Origin of the sequence: Neisseria sp. HMSC061H08, assembly GCF_001836795.1 — a bacterium.
GTDB lineage: Bacteria > Pseudomonadota > Gammaproteobacteria > Burkholderiales > Neisseriaceae > Neisseria > Neisseria subflava_A.
Genome location: NZ_KV830562.1, coordinates 57,738 through 75,777, shown reverse-complemented (window position 1 = coordinate 75,777; position 18,040 = coordinate 57,738). Strand labels below are relative to the sequence as shown.

Below are 18,040 nucleotides of genomic sequence, written 5' to 3'. Positions count from 1 at the left end.
TGTGGTAATTTCAGACGGCCGCAGCCTTGAGATGCTAAAAAAATGGGCGAAAGCCGGCACACAAAACGACACGCTGCTCATCATGCAAATCAACCATGCGGGCAAACAGTCGCCTGCGGTGATCAATAAAACCCCACTTGCGCCTAGCGCCGTGCCGTTGGTGGGCATGGACGGCTTTATCAATCCGCCGCGCGAATTGACTGCCGATGAAATCAACGGGCTGATTCAGCAATTCGTGCAAACCGCGAAAATTGCTGAATAAGCAGGCTTTTCAGGCATACAAATTCACGCCGCGCACGGCTATCTCATCAGCCAATTCCTCTCACCGCACCACAACCGCCGCCAAGATCAATGGGGCGGCAGCTTGGAAAACCGTATGCGCTTCCTTTTGGAAACCTACACTGCCATCCGCGCTGCCGTGGGCAAAGATTTCTTGGTCGGCGTAAAACTCAATTCGGCAGATTTCCAAAAAGGCGGATTTGACGAAAGCGAGTCGGTACAAGTGGTACAAAAGCTATCGGAAATGGGCATTGATTTTATTGAAGTTTCCGGTGGAAACTACGAAAGCCCGCAAATGCTCGCCGCCAAAGACAGCACCCGCAAACGCGAAGCCTTCTTCATCGATTACGCCGAAAAAGCCCGTGCAGTCAGCCAAGCCCCGCTGATTATCACCGGCGGCTTCCGTTCGCAAACCGCCATGGAAGAAGCGCTCTGGATTTGGTCGGCGTTGCCCGCCCGTTTGCCTTAGTCCCTGATTTGGCAAACAAAATGCAAAACGGCACTTACCAAACCGTGCAGGCCGACCGCATCCAAACGGGCGTGGCGTTGGTTGATAAAAAAGCGGGCGCGATGCTGGAAATAAACTGGTATATGACGCAAATGGACTTGATCGGACAAGGCAAACAGCCCAATCCTAAATTGTCGGCGTGGAAAGTTTTACTGAAAACTTTGTGGGAAAACGGCAAGGCAGGGTTAAGTACGGGCAGGGCTTGATGATGAAAGCGGTTGAATGTTAGTAAAAGAGATTGGTTAAAACAGTTTCTTATAGCAAGAGGTCGTCTGAAAACATTTTCAGACGACCTATTTCTAACTTTGCAGCAAAGCTAAAAAATATTTCATCATTTCCTATTTGGAAATTATATTGTTCGTAAATTGAGATTTATTGCTTAATCATTTATCCGTACAATCCGCCTCATCAGATATTAAGGAGGCAACGATGAAAAAATGCCTGTATTATTTGTCGGACATGGCAGTCCGATTAATGTGTTGGATAAGGAAAATCCTTTCAATACCCACTATTTTATGACTTGGGCAAGATTTTGTCGGGCTGAGACGATTTTGTAAAGGCCTCAGCCCCAATTTATCTTACATTAACTTTTCTTCCGGCGACGTTCGCCAGGCAGCAGCATGTCCGCCCATTTGATGATGTTGGCGACTTCTGCCGGATTGAGTTCGTAGAACTGGCCGCGTTTAAGGCGGTTTGGCAGGCCGATAGGGCCGAAGCCTACGCGGACGAGGCGGCTGACGGTCAGGCCTTGGCTTTCAAAAATGCGGCGTACTTCGCGGTTGCGGCCTTCTTTGATGACGACGTTGTACCATTTGTTTGCGCCTTCGCCGCCTTGTTCGTAGATGCGTTCTACTTTTGCTAGACCGTCTTCGAGCATGACGCCTTCTTCGGTCAGGACGCGCATTTGTTCGGTGGTCAACTCGCCCAATACGCGTACGGCGTATTCGCGTTCGACTTCAAAGCTGGGGTGGGCAAAGCGTTGAACAAGTTCGCCTGAAGTGGTCAGGATCAAAAGGCCGCTGGTATTGATGTCCAATCGGCCGATGGCTACCCAGCGGCTGCTGGCTGCTTGCGGCAGGCGGTCGAAGATGCTGACGCGGCCTTGCGGGTCGTCGCGGGAAACGATTTCGCCTTCTTGTTTGTAGTAGAGGATGATGCGTGGCAGGCGGTCTGCCCATTTGAGTTTGATAATGCTGCCTTTGACGGTAACGTGGTCGTCGGGCGTAACTTTTTCGCCCAGTTGGGCGACGCGGCCGTTGACCGTTACCCAGCCGTTGCTGATCCATTCTTCCATTTCGCGGCGTGAGCCGACGCCGGATGCGGCCAGGACTTTTTGCAGGCGCTCGGGTTCAAAGCGGGAAAGGTCGCTGCGGCGTTCTTTCAAATCGCGGGCGTGTTCCATGATTTTTTGGTTGGGGTTGCGGACAACCAGTTTTTTGGCTTTGGCGGCACGTTGTTTTGGCGCGGTATTTTGAGCTTTAGGGCCGTCTGAAACTTTTTGGCCGTAAGGTTTGCCTGATGTTTTGCGTGCGTCGTCTGGACGTTTTTTATTGGCAAAGGATTTGGCCGGTTTGGAAGGTTTCTTGGCGGCAGATGATACGCCGTCGCGCCATTGGCGTTTGCTGGAAGGCTGTTTGGACATGATTTTTCCTAACTCGCTTGAAAAAGCGGTTCTTCTGCGGCAGTTGCGGCAGGGGTTGGATTGGGGGAAAAGGCCGTCTGAAAATCAGATTCAGACGGCCTGCCGATGAAAGGCTGTATTGTAACTCAACCAGTAATTTTTTGTTTGAAAATCCGAAAATTATGGCGAAAGGCGTTCGCGTATCCAGCTGCCGTCAACCAGGCGGTATTGAATGCGGTCGTGCAGGCGGCTCGGGCGGCCTTGCCAGAATTCGATGCGGTCGGGAATAACGAGGTATCCGCCCCAATGCGGCGGGCGGGGAACATGCAGGGGATGTTTGACACCGACGGCTGCGGCTTTGGCCACCAAGACGGCTTTGCTAGAAATCACTTCGCTTTGTTCGCTTGCCCATGCGCCGATACGGCTGGTGTAGGGGCGGCTTTCAAAATATTCGTCCGAAGCAGCGGCGTCGAGTTTTTCAATGCGTCCTTCAATGCGCACTTGGCGTTCGAGTTCCGGCCAGAAAAAAGTCATGGCGGCAAAGGGGTGTGCCGTATAGGAGCGTCCTTTGCGGCTGTGGTAATTGGTAAAGAAAACAAAGCCTTTGGGGTTGACTTCTTTCAGCAGTACCATGCGGCTGTTGGGTCTGCCGTCTTCGCCTACGGCGGCAACGTTGACCGCAGTCGGTTCGTTGACTTCGGCGTGAATCGCTTCGTTCAGCCATTGCTCGAATTGGACAATCGGGTCGGCGTGGCATTCGGCTTCCGACAGCTCGCGTTTGCTGTAATCTTCGCGGATATTGTGCAAGTCCATGATTTTCTCCTTAGGTCTGACTGAATCATACTCCGTTTTTTCAGACGGCCTCAAGGGCATTTGTGTATAATCGTAGCCCTTTCCAATAAAGAACAATACGGAGTCCCGTCATGCAAACCGAAGTCGAACTGAAAATCTTAAATCCGAAAATGGCCGATTCCCTGCCTGCTTATGCAACGCCCGGTTCTGCCGGTTTGGACTTGCGTGCCTGCCTGGATGAAGCTGTTGTGTTGCAGCCGGGCGATGTATATCTCGTGCCGACCGGTTTGGCGGTGCATTTGGCCAACCCTGCGTATGCAGCCGTTTTGCTGCCGCGTTCCGGTTTGGGTCATAAACACGGTATTGTTTTGGGCAATTTGGTCGGTTTGATTGACTCGGATTATCAAGGCGAATTGAAGGTTTCTCTGTGGAACCGTGGTAAAGAAGCGTTTACCATCGAGCCTATGGAGCGTATCGCGCAAATGGTGATTGTGCCGGTTGTTCAAGCCGCGTTTAAGGTTGTGGACGAGTTTGCCGCCAGCGAGCGCGGTGAAGGCGGATTCGGCAGTACCGGCAAAGCCTGATGAGTTAAAAGGCCGTCTGATACAGGATAAATTGAAATATTTGATTTCGGTTTGCTGTTGTTCAGACGGCCTTTTTGTTGTGCCAACCTTTGCATAATCACACACAAGATTGCATTTTTATATCTTGTCTGTATGACCGGCGCACACAATAATACAGGCCGTCTGAAACCTTTACGGAGCGTTGTTATGTCCCGTCCTTCACTTTTTCTGCCTTTATTTTTGATTATCTTTGGTGCAGTTTGGTTTTTACGCGCCACGGATATTTTGCCTGCGACATCGACCATGATTGCCGGCGCATTAATTATTTTGGGCTTTGCCGTGTTGATTATGGACGGCATCAACAAACAGTCCATCGTTTCCGGCCCGATGCTGGTTTATATCGGTACAGCCATTTATCTGCACATGAACTACTGGATTTACCTCTCGCCATTATTAGCCATCGGCATGGTTGTGTTGGGTTGTCTGCTGCTGCTCTCGCGCAGCGATATGATTCCTGAGAAACACGCAAAATAGAAAGATGAGAGATTTGGGTTTTGCCCTATAAAGGCCGTCTGAACAATGGTATAATCCGCCGATTCAGACGGCCTTTTTTATTGTGGTTTAAATTTGAAATTTACCCTCCCGGCCGCACCGTTTTCTTATATTTTGCAAAGTTTTCGCCATGATCCAAGACAAAATCCTCATCCTCGACTTCGGCTCGCAAGTTACCCAGCTGATCGCCCGCCGCGTGCGCGAAGCTCACATTTACTGCGAACTGCATTCTTTCGACATGCCTCTGGACGAAATCAAAGCCTTCAATCCGAAAGGCATCATCCTCTCCGGCGGCCCCAATTCCGTTTACGAATCCGATTATCAAGCCGATACCGGTATTTTTGATTTAGGTATTCCGGTTTTGGGCATCTGCTACGGTATGCAATTTATGGCGCACCACTTGGGCGGCGAAGTTAGCCCGGGCAACCAACGCGAATTCGGTTATGCGCAAGTGAAAACCATCGACAGCGAGCTGACACGCGGCATTCAAGATGATGCGCCAAACACGCTCGACGTATGGATGAGCCATGGCGATAAAGTTTCCAAACTGCCTACCGGCTTCTCCGTCATCGGCGACACCCCGTCTTGCCCGATTGCCATGATGGAAAACGCTGAGAAACAATTCTACGGCATCCAATTCCACCCTGAAGTGACCCACACCAAACAAGGCCGCGCGTTGTTGAACCGCTTTGTCTTGGATATTTGCGGCGCACAACCAAGCTGGACCATGCCGAACTACATCGAAGAAGCCGTTGCCAAAATCCGCGAACAAGTCGGCAGCGACGAAGTGATTTTGGGTTTGTCCGGCGGCGTGGACTCTTCTGTAGCGGCCGCGCTGATTCACCGCGCCATCGGCGACCAACTGACCTGCGTGTTTGTTGACCACGGTTTGTTGCGCTTGAACGAAGGCAAAATGGTGATGGATATGTTTGCCCGCAACTTGGGCGTACGCGTGATTCACGTTGATGCCGAAGAGCAGTTTTTGGCGAAACTTGCCGGCGTGACCGATCCGGAGAAAAAACGCAAAATCATCGGTGCGGAATTTATCGAAGTCTTTGATGCTGAAGAGAAAAAACTCACCAACGCCAAATGGTTGGCGCAAGGTACGATTTACCCCGACGTAATCGAATCCGCAGGCGCGAAAACCAAAAAAGCCCACGCCATCAAATCGCACCACAATGTCGGTGGCCTGCCTGAAAACATGAAGCTCAAATTGCTTGAGCCGTTGCGTGATTTGTTCAAAGACGAAGTACGCGAATTGGGCGTCGCTTTGGGTCTGCCGCGCGAAATGGTGTACCGTCATCCGTTCCCAGGCCCGGGTTTGGGCGTGCGTATCTTGGGCGAAGTGAAAAAAGAATATGCCGACTTGCTGCGTCAAGCGGACGATATTTTCATTCAAGAATTGCGCAACACCACCGATGAAAACGGGACATCTTGGTACGACCTGACCAGCCAAGCCTTTGCCGTGTTCCTGCCCGTAAAATCCGTCGGCGTAATGGGCGACGGCCGTACTTATGATTACGTCGTAGCTTTGCGTGCCGTGATTACCAGCGACTTCATGACCGCACACTGGGCTGAGTTGCCTTACTCGCTGCTTGGCCGCGTGTCCAACCGCATCATCAACGAAGTCAAAGGTATCAACCGCGTGGTTTATGATGTCAGCGGCAAACCGCCTGCCACGATTGAGTGGGAATAATCCCTAAATAATAAAGGCCGTCTGAACAGATATTGTTCAGACGGCCTTTATTATTTAGGGAATAGCCCAATTAAAATTGATTTTTCAATTCACGCAAAGCAGCGAAGACTTCGAGTTCGCTGTTTAATTTTTGTCCGCTCAATTCTTCGGCGCGTCCCCGAACTTGGGGCAGGTGTACGCGGAAAAACGGATTGACTTTGCGTTCGTGCGCCAGGCTGACAGGCAGTGTCGGCGTGTGTTTGGCTGCGGCCAAGGCCGTCTGAATGTCGGTGTTGTCCGGCTCGATATGTTGGGCAAAGCGCAGATTGGAGGCGGTATATTCGTGCGCCGGATAAAACAGCGTTTCTTCGGGCAGCTGGTTGAATCGGTGGAAGCTGTCGTAAAGCTGCTCGATTGTGCCGGTAAATACGCGGCCGCAACCGGCGGAGAACAAGGTGTCGCCGCAGAAAACGTGCAGGCCGTCTGAATTTTCCAGCAGATAGCTGATGTGTCGGTCGGTATGGCCGGGAGTTGCCCAAACGGTAACCAAGCCTTCGCCAAACGGGAACTGCGTGCCTGCCGTGACGGTATGTGTCGCCACGTCGATGTCGCTTTCGCCATAGATTGGGGATTCCAAAAAGCCGTGGAACAGGCTTTTTGCGCCGCCGGTATGGTCGGGGTGCGGATGGGTAATCCATGTTTGCGCCAGCATCAGGCGGTTGTGAACGAGGAATTTCAAAACGGGCGTGGCATCGGACGGATCAACGCAGACGGCATGGTTGCCTTCTTGAATCATCCAGATGTAGTTGTCGTTTAGAGCTTGGATTGGTGTGATTTTCATATGCTTTCTTCTGGTTTGGGGTTTCAGACGGCCTCTAAATAATCTTTGATATTCGGGCTTTGGCCGAACACGGCTTCATGGGCTTGCTGGATGCACAGTCGGTTAAACAGCAATCTTTGGGTTTGGTCGCCGTCGATAATCCGCACTTGGCCTTGCAGTTTGGGCGCATCGTGATGAAAGGTGTTTTTAAACGCGTGCCAACGGCCAGTTTGCAGATGGACGACGGCAAACATATCGTGCGAAATATTGACACCGACGCTCAATAGCTTTGCCGAGGCTTGCAGGCAGAAACTGCTGTCGCCAAACAGGCACAGCCCTGTGTTTTCCGGATAGCGGAACAATTCGATTTTCACTGCTTCGGGTTCGGCAAAAATGTTGCAAAACAGCCGTTCAAACAACGACGGCTGCGCCACGCCTTCGCTCAACATACCGTAAAGCCCGCCCAGCCAATCGACATAGCAGAGAAAGGAAAAACGGTAGTCCTGCATAATGGCTTCGATGCGCTTGGGGTCGCGTTTGCTGATCAAGCGGACAAATTCAAAACCGACTTCCGGCAGCCGCGCCCGAAGCGTTTGGTGCAGGCGGTGGGCAAACAGGTTTTTATGGTTGTGCGGATTGCGAAGAATGCCGAGGAATTTCAGCCGCAATATCCGCCACAAGGCATCCGGTACTTTGACGGTATCGGCATTTGCCGTAGGTGTTTTCAGACGGCCTGCAGGTAAGGTGCGCAGATGGTTGCAGGCATCTTCGTAGCCGCTTTCATGACGGTTGAACCAGCTTTCCAGATTGTATTGGTTGGCGGAGTCTTCGACAAAGGTCAGCGTATAGAGGTTTTTCGCCGCCAAGTTGCCGATGATGTTGACGCTTATCGCTTCGCTGCGGTTTTGTTCTTTGCCGCGGGCTTTTTCGCCAGTGTGGAACATGGACAAGGGCAGCATGTAAACATTCTGATTTTGCGGGCTGACCTGCGGATTATGCGCATGCTGCCGTTGCTCGGTTTGGGCGATGAAGTGGTGTTCCTTAGTCGGATTCGCGGTCAATAGGGCGTAAGGCTTTTCTCCGCATTCGGAAAATTCGCAATCGCTGAGGATAAAGGCTTGTCGAGTCATAATGTCGGAAAAGGCCGTCTGAATATGTCGATTATAGTTTAAAAGAGGGAAATACAGAATGACGGCAGCCGGTTTCTATAAATAAAGTAAACTTAAAGGCCGTCTGAAAACAGGAGGCGGAAAATTTTGCCTTTCCTGTTTCAGACGGCCTTGCTTAAAGCCTGATCAAATCAAGCTTTTCATTAGCCCAAAGCTTTTCTTGCGCCGGCAAAGAGGCGATACCAGCCAGACAGTTCCGTCCAGTCTTCCGGTTTCCAGCTCATTTGCGCGGCACGGTACACGCGTTCCGGATGCGGCATCATGATGGTGACGCGGCCGTCGGTGTTGGTCACACCGGCGATGCCTTGCGGCGAGCCGTTAGGGTTGAGCGGATAAGTTTGGGTCACTTGGTTTTGTCCGTCGATGTATTGCAGCGCAATGCCCAAATCGGCAGAAATATTGCCGCCGTGAAGCGCGAAGTCGGCGCGGCCTTCGCCGTGGCTGACCACGACAGGCAGGCTGGAGCCTTGCATTTCGTTCAGGATCAGGGAGGCTGATTTGGGGACATGAACCATGCTCAGGCGCGCTTCAAACTGTTCGCTTAAGTTGCGTTTGAATTTAGGCCATGCCTCTGCGCCCGGGATAATCTCGGCGAGGTTGCTAACCATTTGGCAGCCGTTGCACACACCCAATGTCAGCGTGTTTGGGTCGGCGAAGAAGGCGGCAAATTGGTCGCGCAGAGCAGGGTGGAACAGGATGGATTTCGCCCAGCCTTCACCCGCACCGAGTACGTCGCCGTAGCTGAAGCCGCCGCACGCCGCCAGCATTTTGAAGTCGGCAAGGTGAACACGACCTGCCATCAGGTCGGACATATGCACGTCGTAGGCATCAAATCCGGCGCGGGTAAAGGCGGCGGCCATTTCGATTTGTCCGTTCACGCCCTGTTCGCGCAGGATGGCGATTTTGGGTTTCGCGCCGCTGTTGATAAACGGCGCGGCGATGTCTTCTTTTACGTCAAACTTCACGTCGGCAAACAATGCGCTGCGGTCGTTGTCGCCAATCAGGGCGAACTCGCTGTCTGCGCAGGCAGGGTTGTCGCGCAGGCGTTGGATGGCGTGGCTGGTTTCCTGCCATGCGCGTTGCAGGTCGGCGCGGGTTTGTTCCAGCACGATGCCTGCCTGATTGCGGATAACGATTTTTTCGTCAGTATCGATGGTGGCAACGGTATGCAGTGCCAAATCAGCTTCTTTAAACAAGGCTTCTACTGCCGCAACATCTTGTTTGGCAATTTGAATCACTGCGCCCAGTTCTTCATTGAACAATGCGCGGATGCTGGCTTCGTTGACGTCGGCTTGGTTGGCAACCAGTGAAGTCAAATCCACGTTCAAGCCGCATCGTGCCGCAAACGCCATTTCCACCAACGTCGCAAACAAGCCGCCGTCGCTGCGGTCGTGGTATGCCAAGAGTTTGTCTTCGGCGACAAGCTGTTGAATCACGTTGTAAAACGCTTTCAGACGGCCTGTATCGTCCAAATCAGGTGCATCGCCGGTCATGTTGTTATAAACCTGACCAAACGCCGAGCCGCCCATGCGCGCTTTGCCGTTGCCCAAGTCAACCAGCAGCAATACGCTGTCTTCGACGTTTTTCAACTCAGGCGTAACGGTTTTGCGTACGTCTTCCACTGGCGCAAACGCAGAAATAATCAGGCTCAACGGCGATACGACGGATTTTTTCTCTTCGCCGTCCTGCCAAACGGTTTTCATCGATAGGCTGTCTTTACCCACGGGAATGCTCAAATCCAATGCCTGACAGGCTTTGGAAACGGCTTCGACGGTGCGGTAGAGTTTTTCGTCTTCGCCTTTGTTGCCGCACGCCGCCATCCAGTTGGCGGAGAGTTTGATGTTGCCGATGTCGCCGATGTTGACCGCCGCGATGTTGGTAATGGCTTCTCCGACGCACATTCTGCCTGATGCGGGTGCGTCAAATAGGGCAACAGTCGGTTTTTCGCCCATAGACATCGCTTCGCCGTGATAGGTATTGAAGCCCATCATGGTCACGGCGCAGTCGGCCACGGGGGTTTGGTATTTACCGACCATTTGGTCGCGGTGGGTCATGCCGCCGACGCTGCGGTCGCCGATGGTAATCAGGAAGTTTTTAGCAGCTACGGTAGGCAGGCGCAAAACGCGGTAGGCGGCTTCGGTAATGTCGATATCGCCGGCGTTAAACGGTTTTTCAGACGGCGTAACCGTTTTGTCGGTGCGCGTGGTTTTGGGTGGTTTGCCAAGCAAGACGTTCAATGGCAAATCGACAGGGTTGTTGGAGAACAAGTCGTCGCGTACTTTCAAATGGCCGTCGTCGGTCGCCGTGCCGACTACGGCAAACGGGCAGCGTTCGCGTTCGCAGATGGCGCGGAAGGTCTCCAAATCTTTTTCCAAAATCGATAACACATAACGCTCTTGCGATTCGTTACACCAGATTTGCAATGGACTGAGGCCGTGTTCTTCCAGCGGCACTTCGCGCAGTTTGAATACCGCGCCGCGTCCGGCATCGTTGACGAGCTCGGGGAAGGCGTTGGACAGGCCGCCCGCGCCGACGTCGTGGATGGAGATAATCGGATTTTTGTCGCCGAGCTGCCAGCAGCGGTCGATGGCTTCTTGCGCGCGGCGTTCGATTTCAGGGTTGCCGCGTTGTACGGAGTTGAAGTCCAAAGACGCGTCGTTTGTACCGGTATTCATAGAAGAAGCCGCGCCACCACCCAAGCCGATAAGCATGCCCGGGCCGCCCAGTTGGATCAGCAATGCGCCTTCGGGAATTTCGTCTTTGTGTGTTTGTTGTGCCTGAATGCTGCCCAAGCCGCCGGCAATCATAATCGGTTTGTGATAGCCGCGGACTTGACCGTCGAATTTCTCTTCAAAGGTACGGAAGTAGCCCAAGAGGTTCGGACGGCCGAATTCGTTGTTGAACGCTGCGCCGCCAATCGGGCCTTCTATCATGATGTCTAAAGGAGAAGCAATATGGCCGGGTTTGCCGTAGGCTTGTTCCCAAGGCTGCTCCAAGCCGGGGATATTCAGGTTGGAGACGGTAAAGCCGGTTAAGCCCGCTTTCGGACGCGAACCTTTGCCTGTTGCGCCTTCGTCGCGGATTTCACCGCCCGCACCCGTTGCCGCTCCGGCAAACGGCGCGATGGCGGTCGGGTGGTTGTGCGTTTCCACTTTCATGATGATATGGGTGTCTTCTTCGTGGAAACGGTAGCCTTGGTTTTCCGCCGCATTCGGATAGAAACGCTCGACTTTGGCGCCTTCGATTACGGACGAATTGTCTTTATAGGCAACGACTGTGCCTTCGGGATGCGCATTGTGTGTGTCGCGAATCATGCCGAAAAGGGATTTCGGTTGTTTTTCGCCGTTGAGGATGAAGTCGGCGTTGAAGATTTTGTGGCGGCAGTGTTCGCTGTTTGCCTGAGCGAACATCATCAATTCAACATCGGACGGATTGCGGTTTAAAGCCTGATAGTTTTCAACCAGATAATCGATTTCGTCGGCTGAAAGCGCCAAGCCCATTTCGGTATTGGCTTTGACCAATGCCTCTTTACCGCCGCCCAATACATCTACGCTGGAGAAGGTTTCCGATTGGATGTGGTGGAACAGTTGCGCCGCTGCATTGATGTCGGTCAACACGCTTTCGGTCATGCGGTCGTGCAACAGGGCTGCCCATTGTTGTTTTTGCTCGTCGGTAAGCGCACCTTCCAACCATACGGCCATGCCGCGCTCGATGCGCTCAATGCCTTCCAAACCGCAGTTTTCGGCGATATTGGTTGCTTTGGAAGCCCAAGGCGAAATGGTGCCCAAACGGGGCGTTACCAAAAATAAATGCAAGCCCTCGCGCGCTTTGGGCGTTTGTTCAACGCTTTGCGCCGCCAGTAAGGCTTGCAGTTTTTCGACTGTCGCGGCATCAAGTGCTTTTTCGCTACCGACAAAATACCAAAATTCGCTGCTTAATTTGACTTCGGGCAGGCCGAGTGCGGCTGCTTTTTGAAAGAGTTTTTCAACACGGAAATCGGAAAGGGCGGTTACACCGCGCAAGGGCAGAACAACAGACATGGATTCAGCTCACAAAATGCAGTTGGGGAGTCCATTATTATACCTGAAAAATGCGATTTTGCTTGTGAATTTATACTTGAAATGTTGACAATTTTTACTTGTGAACAGAAGACGGAAGAAGCCGTCTTTCCGTCCTTTTGTTTATTTTATATCTGATTATTCAGTTATTTTTATTTATTTTTGAAGGATTGGGCGAAAGGGGGTCGGATAGGTGCGACGACATAAAGTGAGGATTATTGGATGGTTGTTTTTAATTTTTTGCTGACAATAAGGCCGTCTGAAACCTTGTTTTCAGACGGCCTTGCGTTATCCTTTCTTTTTATTCCCCAGCATATCCAGCAAGCCTGCTAAGTTACTTTTCCCTTCTTCCTTGCTCACAATCGGCTCGCCGCCTTTGCGTCCTAAAATTTTGATGTCTTCCTGCGGCATTTCGTCTATGAAGCGGCTGGGTTCGGGGAATTGCCATGTGCCTTGTTTTTTGCGTTTGAGGCAGTGGGTCAGCGTAAGCTGGCGCTTGGCGCGGGTGATGCCGACATACATCAGGCGGCGTTCTTCTTCGACATTGTCTTCTTCGATGCTGTCGTTGTGCGGCAGGATGCCTTCTTCGCAGCCGACGAGGAAGACGTAGGGGTATTCCAATCCTTTGGAAGCATGCAGGGTGGAGAGTTTGACGGCATCGACTTCTTCTTCGCCTTTACCTTCCAAAAGCGTCATCAGAGCGATGGTTTGGGCAAGCTCGATGATGTTTTTACCGTCTTGCTCGCCTTTGCGTTCCAGCCAGCCGGTCAGGTCGCTGACGTTGCGCCATTTGATTTCGCCTGCTTTGCCTTCTTCGTTGGCCAACAGGTGGTTTTCGTAGTCGATTTCTTTCAGCAGGTTATGAATAAGCTCGCCTGCTTCGCTGGTTTCGGCTTTGGCTCGATAGCTTTCAATCATATCCATGAAGGCTTGCAGGTGTTGGCAGTTGGTATGGTTCAACGGGGCAAGCGCTTCTTCGGTTTGCGCGGCTTCATACAGGCTGCATTCGTGTTCGTGCGCGTAGGTGTTGAGTTTGCCCAGCGTTACATCTCCGATGCCGCGTTTTGGGGTGGTTACGGTGCGCAGGAAGGCGGGGTCGTCGTTGGGGTTGGCAAGCAGGCGCAAATAGGACAAGACGTCTTTAATTTCGGTTTTGTCGAAAAAACTCTGCCCGCCGGAGAGTTGGTAGGGAACGCGCGCGCTGCGCAAGGCTTCTTCAAAAATCCGCGCCTGATGGTTGCCGCGGTATAACACGGCGAAATCGGCGTATTGGGTTTTGTCGCCGCCGACCAGCTTTTGCTTGACGATTTGGCTGACGACCCAGTCGGCTTCGTGCTGCTCGCTTTGGCAGGCAACGACTTTGACGATTTCGCCTTCGCCAAACTGCGACCAAAGTTTTTTGGTAAAGAGTTTGGGGTTGTTTTCGATGACTTTGTTGGCGATTTTGAGAATCCGCGCGGTGGAGCGGTAGTTTTGCTCCAGTTTGATGACCTTCATCTGCGGATAGTCTTCCTGCATTTTGCGCAGGTTTTCCATGTTGGCTCCGCGCCATGCGTAGATGGACTGGTCGTCGTCGCCGACGGCGGTAAACATGCCTTCCGCGCCGGTCAAGAGTTTCATCAGCGTAAATTGGCAGGTATTGGTGTCCTGACATTCGTCAACCAACAGATAACGCAGTCGCCGCTGCCATTTGTTGCGCACTTCGCTGTTTTGCTGCAACAGCACGGCGGGCAGGCGGATTAAGTCGTCGAAGTCCACCGCCTGATAGCTTTGCAGGGTTTCCTGATAACTCGCATAAACGCGCGCTGTTTGTTGTTCCCACACATTGGAGGCCGTCTGAACGGCATCTTCGGGCGTTTTTAAATCGTTTTTCCACAGGGAAATCTGGTGCTGCGCTTTGAATACAGCTTCTTTGCCCGTGCCGCCCAAGAGTTCGCCGATGATTTTCGCGCTGTCGGTAGAGTCGAGGATGGAGAAGTTTTTTTTGTAACCGATTTGGTTCGCCTCTTCGCGCAAAATCTTCATGCCCAAAGAGTGGAAGGTGCAAATCGTCAGCCCGCGCGTTTGCGATTTGGACAGCATTTTGGCAACGCGTTCCTGCATTTCCGTGGCGGCTTTGTTGGTGAAGGTAATTGCGGCGACGGTATGCGGCAGGTAGCCGACATTGACAATCAAATGCTTGATTTTTTGGGTAATCACGCCGGTTTTACCGCTGCCTGCGCCGGCAAGGACGAGCAGGGGGCCGCCAAGATATTGGACTGCGGCTTGCTGTTGAGGGTTGAGTTTCATTGAAGGAGGAAGACGGGTAATGTGGGGCGCAATTATACAACAAGGCCGTCTGAAATTTTCAGACGGCCTTAGGCGTTTTTTAGCGTAAACCTTATGCCAAATATTTCAATTTGCCTTTGAAGTCTTCCAGTTTTTCGTAGCCTTTTTGCGCCATGATGGCTTTTAATTCAAGGGAAATCCGTTCAAAAATGCCTACGCCTTGTTGGTGTAGCGCCGTGCCGATCTGCACCATGCTTGCGCCGCACAAGATGTGTTCAAACGCATCCCGGCCGCTGTAAACGCCGCCCGTTCCAATGACTTGAATAGACGGATCCAGTCTTTGATAGAACGCGTGGACATTGGCGAGCGCAGTTGGTTTGATGTATTGGCCGCCTATGCCGCCGAAGCCGTTTTTCGGGCGGATGACGACGGATTCGTCTTCGATATACATGCCGTTGCCGATGGAGTTGACACAGTTGACGAATTTTAAGGGATGGCGGTTGAACACTTCCGCCGCTTGATCGAAATGGGCAATATCGAAATACGACGGCAGTTTGATGCCCAAAGGCTTGTCGAAGTAGGCAAAGGCTTCGCTCAAAATCCGCTCGGTGGTTTCAAAATCGTAGGCGATTTGAGGCTTTCCGGGGACGTTTGGGCAGGAAAGATTGAGTTCGGTAATGCCGTTGAACCCGCTGTTTTGCACTTTTCTTAATAACATGTGTGTTTCATCGGGCGACATACCGACCAGCGAGAGGAAAAAAGCCCTTTTCGGATGAGCCTCTTGGAGTGAAAGCAGGTAATCCAGATAGTAATCAATGCCTTGATTCGGCAAGCCCATCGAATTTATGCTGCCGAGAGGCACGTCCCGATAACGCGGCTCGGGGTTGCCTTGACGAGGGGTAAGCGTTGCGGTTTTGGTAACGAAAGTGCCTGCCGAAGACTGTCTGACCGCTTCCAATTCCTCAACAGTCATGCATGACACCCCAGCGGCATTCATCAGGCAGTTGTCAAAGGAAAAACCGGCGATTTGGGTTTTCAACGATACCATCTCCTGCTCCTTTTCTTTGCAAAATCAAAATGTTTGCCAAGCGTAGCACGAAGAGGCGGTACGATTTTTAACAAACATCAAATGACAGGGAATGTAGGCGGATGTTGTTTTCAATATTGAAAAAAGGCCGTCTGAAAAACTCAAACGGTCTTTCAGACGGCCTTCGCTAAGCTGTCGGCTGATTTGGCTATTGGGTTTTGAAAATCAGGCCAACCATTCGTTCAAAGCCGCTTCAAAACGTTTCAAGCCTTCGACCATGTCTTCATCGTTCAGCAGCAGGCTGGGGGCGAAGCGCACGACATTGGCGCCGGCAACCAGTACCATCAGGCCGTGTTTCAAAGCGGCGGCGGTAATTTCCGATGCCTTGCCTGCGTATTTGTCTGCCAACACGCAGCCGAGCAGCAGGCCCATGCCGCGGACTTCTTTAAATACGCCGGTTTTTACGCCTATTTCACGCAAGGCCGTCTGAAGTTTTTGGCCTTGTTGTTCAACGTGTGCCAATGTTTCGGGCGCATTGATGATGTCAAACGCACGGCTGCCGACCGCGCATGCCATCGGATTGCCGCCAAAGGTCGAGCCATGCGTTCCGGGGCCGAAGGTTGGGGCGATTTTATCGGTGGTCAGTATCGCGCCAATCGGGAAACCGCAACCCAAGGCTTTGGCGGAGCTGATGATGTCGGGTGTGATGCCGTAATGCTCGTAGGCAAACAGTTTGCCTGTATGGCCCATGCCGGTTTGCACTTCGTCCAAAATCAGCAAGGCTCCGTGTTTGTCGCACAAACGGCGCGCGGCTTGCAGGTATTCTTGGGTGGCAGGCAGAATGCCGCTTTCGCCTTGAATCGGCTCGATAATCACGGCGCAGGTTTTGTCGCTGACGGCGGCTTCCAATGCGGCAATATCATTAAATGGAACATGGGTAATATCTGACGGCAGCGGTGCGTAGTCTTTGCTGTATTTGGGCTGGCCGCCGACGGACACGGTAAACAGGGTGCGGCCGTGGAAGCTGTTGAGGCAGGAGATGATTTCGGTTTTGTGTTCGCCAAAATGATCGCGGCCGTATTTGCGCGCCAGTTTCAACGCGGCTTCATTGGCTTCCGCGCCGGAGTTGCAGAAAAACACTTTGTCGGCGAAGGTGTTTTCGACCAGTTTTTTGGCCAATTCTTGCGCCGGCTGGGTGGTATAGATATTAGAAATGTGCCAGAGTTTTTGCGCCTGTTCGGCCAAGGCTGCGACTAAATCGGGATGGCAATGCCCCAGTGCGTTCACTGCAATACCACCTGACAGGTCAATGTACTCTCGTCCTTCGGTATCCCAAACCCGGCTGCCGAGCGCGCGTTCCGGAATCATGGGGGCGAATGAGAAATTGGGCGTCAGGTAGTTTTGCATGTTATTTTCCTTTTGATATTGTCAACAATTTTTTGAATTATGCGCCTATTGGTTGAGAGATTCAATATGGTAATCAGGCCGTCTGAAAACTGGCTTTCAGACGGCCTGATGCTTATTTATGCTTGATTTCCCAGCATTGATGGATTTTTTTGTTGCGGAAATCGTCGGGAACGGACTGTTTGGAAATGTCTTTGACGGCGTATTGTTCCGCGACCGAATCGTCCAACACAAAGCTGCGCAGGTTGTTGGAGAAATACAGAATGCCGTCTGAAGCGAGCAGGCTCATTGCACCGTCGATCAGCTTTTTGTGGTCGCGCTGGATGTCGAGGATGTCGAGCATCTTTTTACTGTTGGAAAAGCTGGGTGGATCCATGACGATAAGGTCGAACTGTTTGCCTTCGGCGGCAGCGTTTTGTAGGTATTGGAACACGTCGGCGCGGACGATTTGGTGTTGTTCGGAGTCGATGCCGTTGAGTTCGAAATTGCGTTTCGCCCAATCGAGATAAGTGTTGGACAAATCGACGGTTTCGCTGGATACCGCGCCGCCGGTGGCTGCATAGACGGTGAAGCTGCCTGTGTAGGAAAACAGGTTGAGGAAGCGTTTGCCTGCTGCGGTTTCGCCAACTTTTTTGCGCGTGTTGCGGTGGTCGAGGAAAAGGCCGGTATCGAGGTATTTGTCGAGGTTGACCCAAAACTTGCGGCCGTTTTCAGTGATAATGAAATCATCGCCGGTTTTGCCGGTTTTCTCGTATTGCTGCAAACCTTTTTGACGTTCGCGGCGTTTGAGGTGGATTTGTTCGGGCGCAAAACCGGTCACAAAACCAATGGCTTCCAATACATCGGCAAGCCATGCTTCGTATTCTTCAGGCTGCATCAGCCAGCCGGTATCGTATTCCTGAAGATGGATTTGGTCGCCGTAAACATCGACGGCGAAGGGGAATTGTGGGATGTCGCGGTCGTAAATGCGCCAGGCTTCGATGCCGTTGCGTTTGGCCCATTTCATAAGATGTTTGATGTTTTTGCCCAAGCGGTTGGCGAAGGGTGTGATATCGGTCATGGTTTCAGACGGCCTGAATAAGTATTGGGAAGGGGTTGGATTTTAACGCACTTGATGCCTTTTTGCTTGACTGTTATCCATAAAATCTATATTATCCGCCGTTCGCCTTTTGATACGAAGCCATCGTCATCCAACCTAAACCGCCGTTTCGGGCGCGTTTCTTTTATTGCTTGCATATTTGCAAAGCCTTTTCTGTGCAGGTTGTCGTCGATGTTAACCACAAGCAAGATGCTTGCGACAACCC

General features: G+C 52.1%; 15 protein-coding genes and 1 pseudogene. 7 read left to right on the top strand and 9 right to left on the bottom strand.

What is annotated here, in order from left to right:
* Window positions 1-31 precede the first annotated feature (31 nt).
* From HMPREF2675_RS11680 to HMPREF2675_RS11675, 4 genes and pseudogenes are all read left to right on the top strand, one after another.
* Window positions 32-262, top strand: a complete 231-nt coding sequence (locus HMPREF2675_RS11680) for a beta/alpha barrel domain-containing protein (RefSeq protein WP_349251545.1) — start codon at window positions 32-34, stop codon at window positions 260-262.
* Between the two features lie 15 nt (window positions 263-277).
* Window positions 278-748, top strand: a complete 471-nt coding sequence (locus tag HMPREF2675_RS04375; RefSeq protein WP_349251546.1) for an oxidoreductase — start codon at window positions 278-280, stop codon at window positions 746-748.
* Window positions 749-768: 20 nt separating this feature from the next.
* Window positions 769-993, top strand: coding sequence for an FMN reductase (locus HMPREF2675_RS11520; protein ID WP_283127792.1), 225 nt, complete (start codon window positions 769-771; stop codon window positions 991-993).
* 231 nt (window positions 994-1,224) lie between these two features.
* Window positions 1,225-1,296, top strand: a pseudogene (locus tag HMPREF2675_RS11675) (dioxygenase); the annotation flags it as partial.
* Window positions 1,297-1,370: 74 nt separating this feature from the next.
* On the opposite strand, the gene HMPREF2675_RS04370 reads toward HMPREF2675_RS11675, so the two are convergent.
* Complete coding sequence (locus tag HMPREF2675_RS04370) at window positions 1,371-2,429, bottom strand: pseudouridine synthase (protein ID WP_070814185.1); 1,059 nt, start codon at window positions 2,427-2,429, stop codon at window positions 1,371-1,373.
* A 159-nt stretch (window positions 2,430-2,588) separates the two neighbouring features.
* Complete coding sequence (gene pdxH / locus HMPREF2675_RS04365; RefSeq protein WP_070814184.1) at window positions 2,589-3,221, bottom strand: pyridoxamine 5'-phosphate oxidase; 633 nt, start codon at window positions 3,219-3,221, stop codon at window positions 2,589-2,591.
* Window positions 3,222-3,331: 110 nt separating this feature from the next.
* Here pdxH and dut point away from each other — a divergent pair, with 110 nt between their 5' ends.
* The 3 genes from dut (at window position 3,332) to guaA (ending at window position 6,011) form a co-directional block, all read left to right on the top strand.
* Window positions 3,332-3,784 carry a dUTP diphosphatase gene (gene dut / locus HMPREF2675_RS04360; RefSeq protein WP_003680707.1) on the top strand — a complete coding sequence of 151 codons (453 nt, stop codon included), beginning with the start codon at window positions 3,332-3,334 and terminating at the stop codon, window positions 3,782-3,784.
* 186 nt (window positions 3,785-3,970) lie between these two features.
* Window positions 3,971-4,297, top strand: a complete 327-nt coding sequence (locus HMPREF2675_RS04355; RefSeq protein ID WP_070814183.1) for a hypothetical protein — start codon at window positions 3,971-3,973, stop codon at window positions 4,295-4,297.
* A 148-nt stretch (window positions 4,298-4,445) separates the two neighbouring features.
* The gene (guaA, locus tag HMPREF2675_RS04350) at window positions 4,446-6,011 is read left to right on the top strand and encodes a glutamine-hydrolyzing GMP synthase (protein ID WP_070814182.1); all 1,566 of its coding nucleotides are present in this window, start codon (window positions 4,446-4,448) and stop codon (window positions 6,009-6,011) included.
* Between the two features lie 70 nt (window positions 6,012-6,081).
* On the opposite strand, the gene gloB is transcribed toward guaA, so the two are convergent.
* The 7 genes from gloB to HMPREF2675_RS04315 all read right to left on the bottom strand — a co-directional run bounded on the left by gloB (window position 6,082) and on the right by HMPREF2675_RS04315 (window position 17,796).
* A complete protein-coding gene (gene gloB / locus HMPREF2675_RS04345; RefSeq protein ID WP_070814181.1) occupies window positions 6,082-6,831 on the bottom strand; it encodes a hydroxyacylglutathione hydrolase in 750 nt (249 codons plus the stop codon).
* Between the two features lie 23 nt (window positions 6,832-6,854).
* On the bottom strand, window positions 6,855-7,940 hold the full coding sequence (locus HMPREF2675_RS04340; RefSeq protein ID WP_070814180.1) for a hypothetical protein: 1,086 nt from the start codon (window positions 7,938-7,940) through the stop codon (window positions 6,855-6,857).
* Window positions 7,941-8,122: 182 nt separating this feature from the next.
* Window positions 8,123-12,019 (bottom strand): phosphoribosylformylglycinamidine synthase, encoded by a 3,897-nt coding sequence (purL, locus tag HMPREF2675_RS04335; RefSeq protein WP_070814179.1) that lies wholly within the window; start codon window positions 12,017-12,019, stop codon window positions 8,123-8,125.
* Window positions 12,020-12,325: 306 nt separating this feature from the next.
* A complete protein-coding gene (gene rep / locus HMPREF2675_RS04330) occupies window positions 12,326-14,326 on the bottom strand; it encodes a DNA helicase Rep (RefSeq protein WP_070814178.1) in 2,001 nt (666 codons plus the stop codon).
* Window positions 14,327-14,417: 91 nt separating this feature from the next.
* The gene (locus HMPREF2675_RS04325) at window positions 14,418-15,353 is read right to left on the bottom strand and encodes a dihydroorotate oxidase (protein ID WP_070814177.1); all 936 of its coding nucleotides are present in this window, start codon (window positions 15,351-15,353) and stop codon (window positions 14,418-14,420) included.
* 204 nt (window positions 15,354-15,557) lie between these two features.
* Window positions 15,558-16,739: an aspartate aminotransferase family protein gene (locus tag HMPREF2675_RS04320; RefSeq protein WP_070814176.1), complete on the bottom strand. Its 1,182-nt coding sequence runs from the start codon at window positions 16,737-16,739 to the stop codon at window positions 15,558-15,560.
* A 112-nt stretch (window positions 16,740-16,851) separates the two neighbouring features.
* Window positions 16,852-17,796 (bottom strand): class I SAM-dependent methyltransferase, encoded by a 945-nt coding sequence (locus HMPREF2675_RS04315; protein WP_070814175.1) that lies wholly within the window; start codon window positions 17,794-17,796, stop codon window positions 16,852-16,854.
* Between the last annotated feature and the right edge of the window lie 244 nt (window positions 17,797-18,040).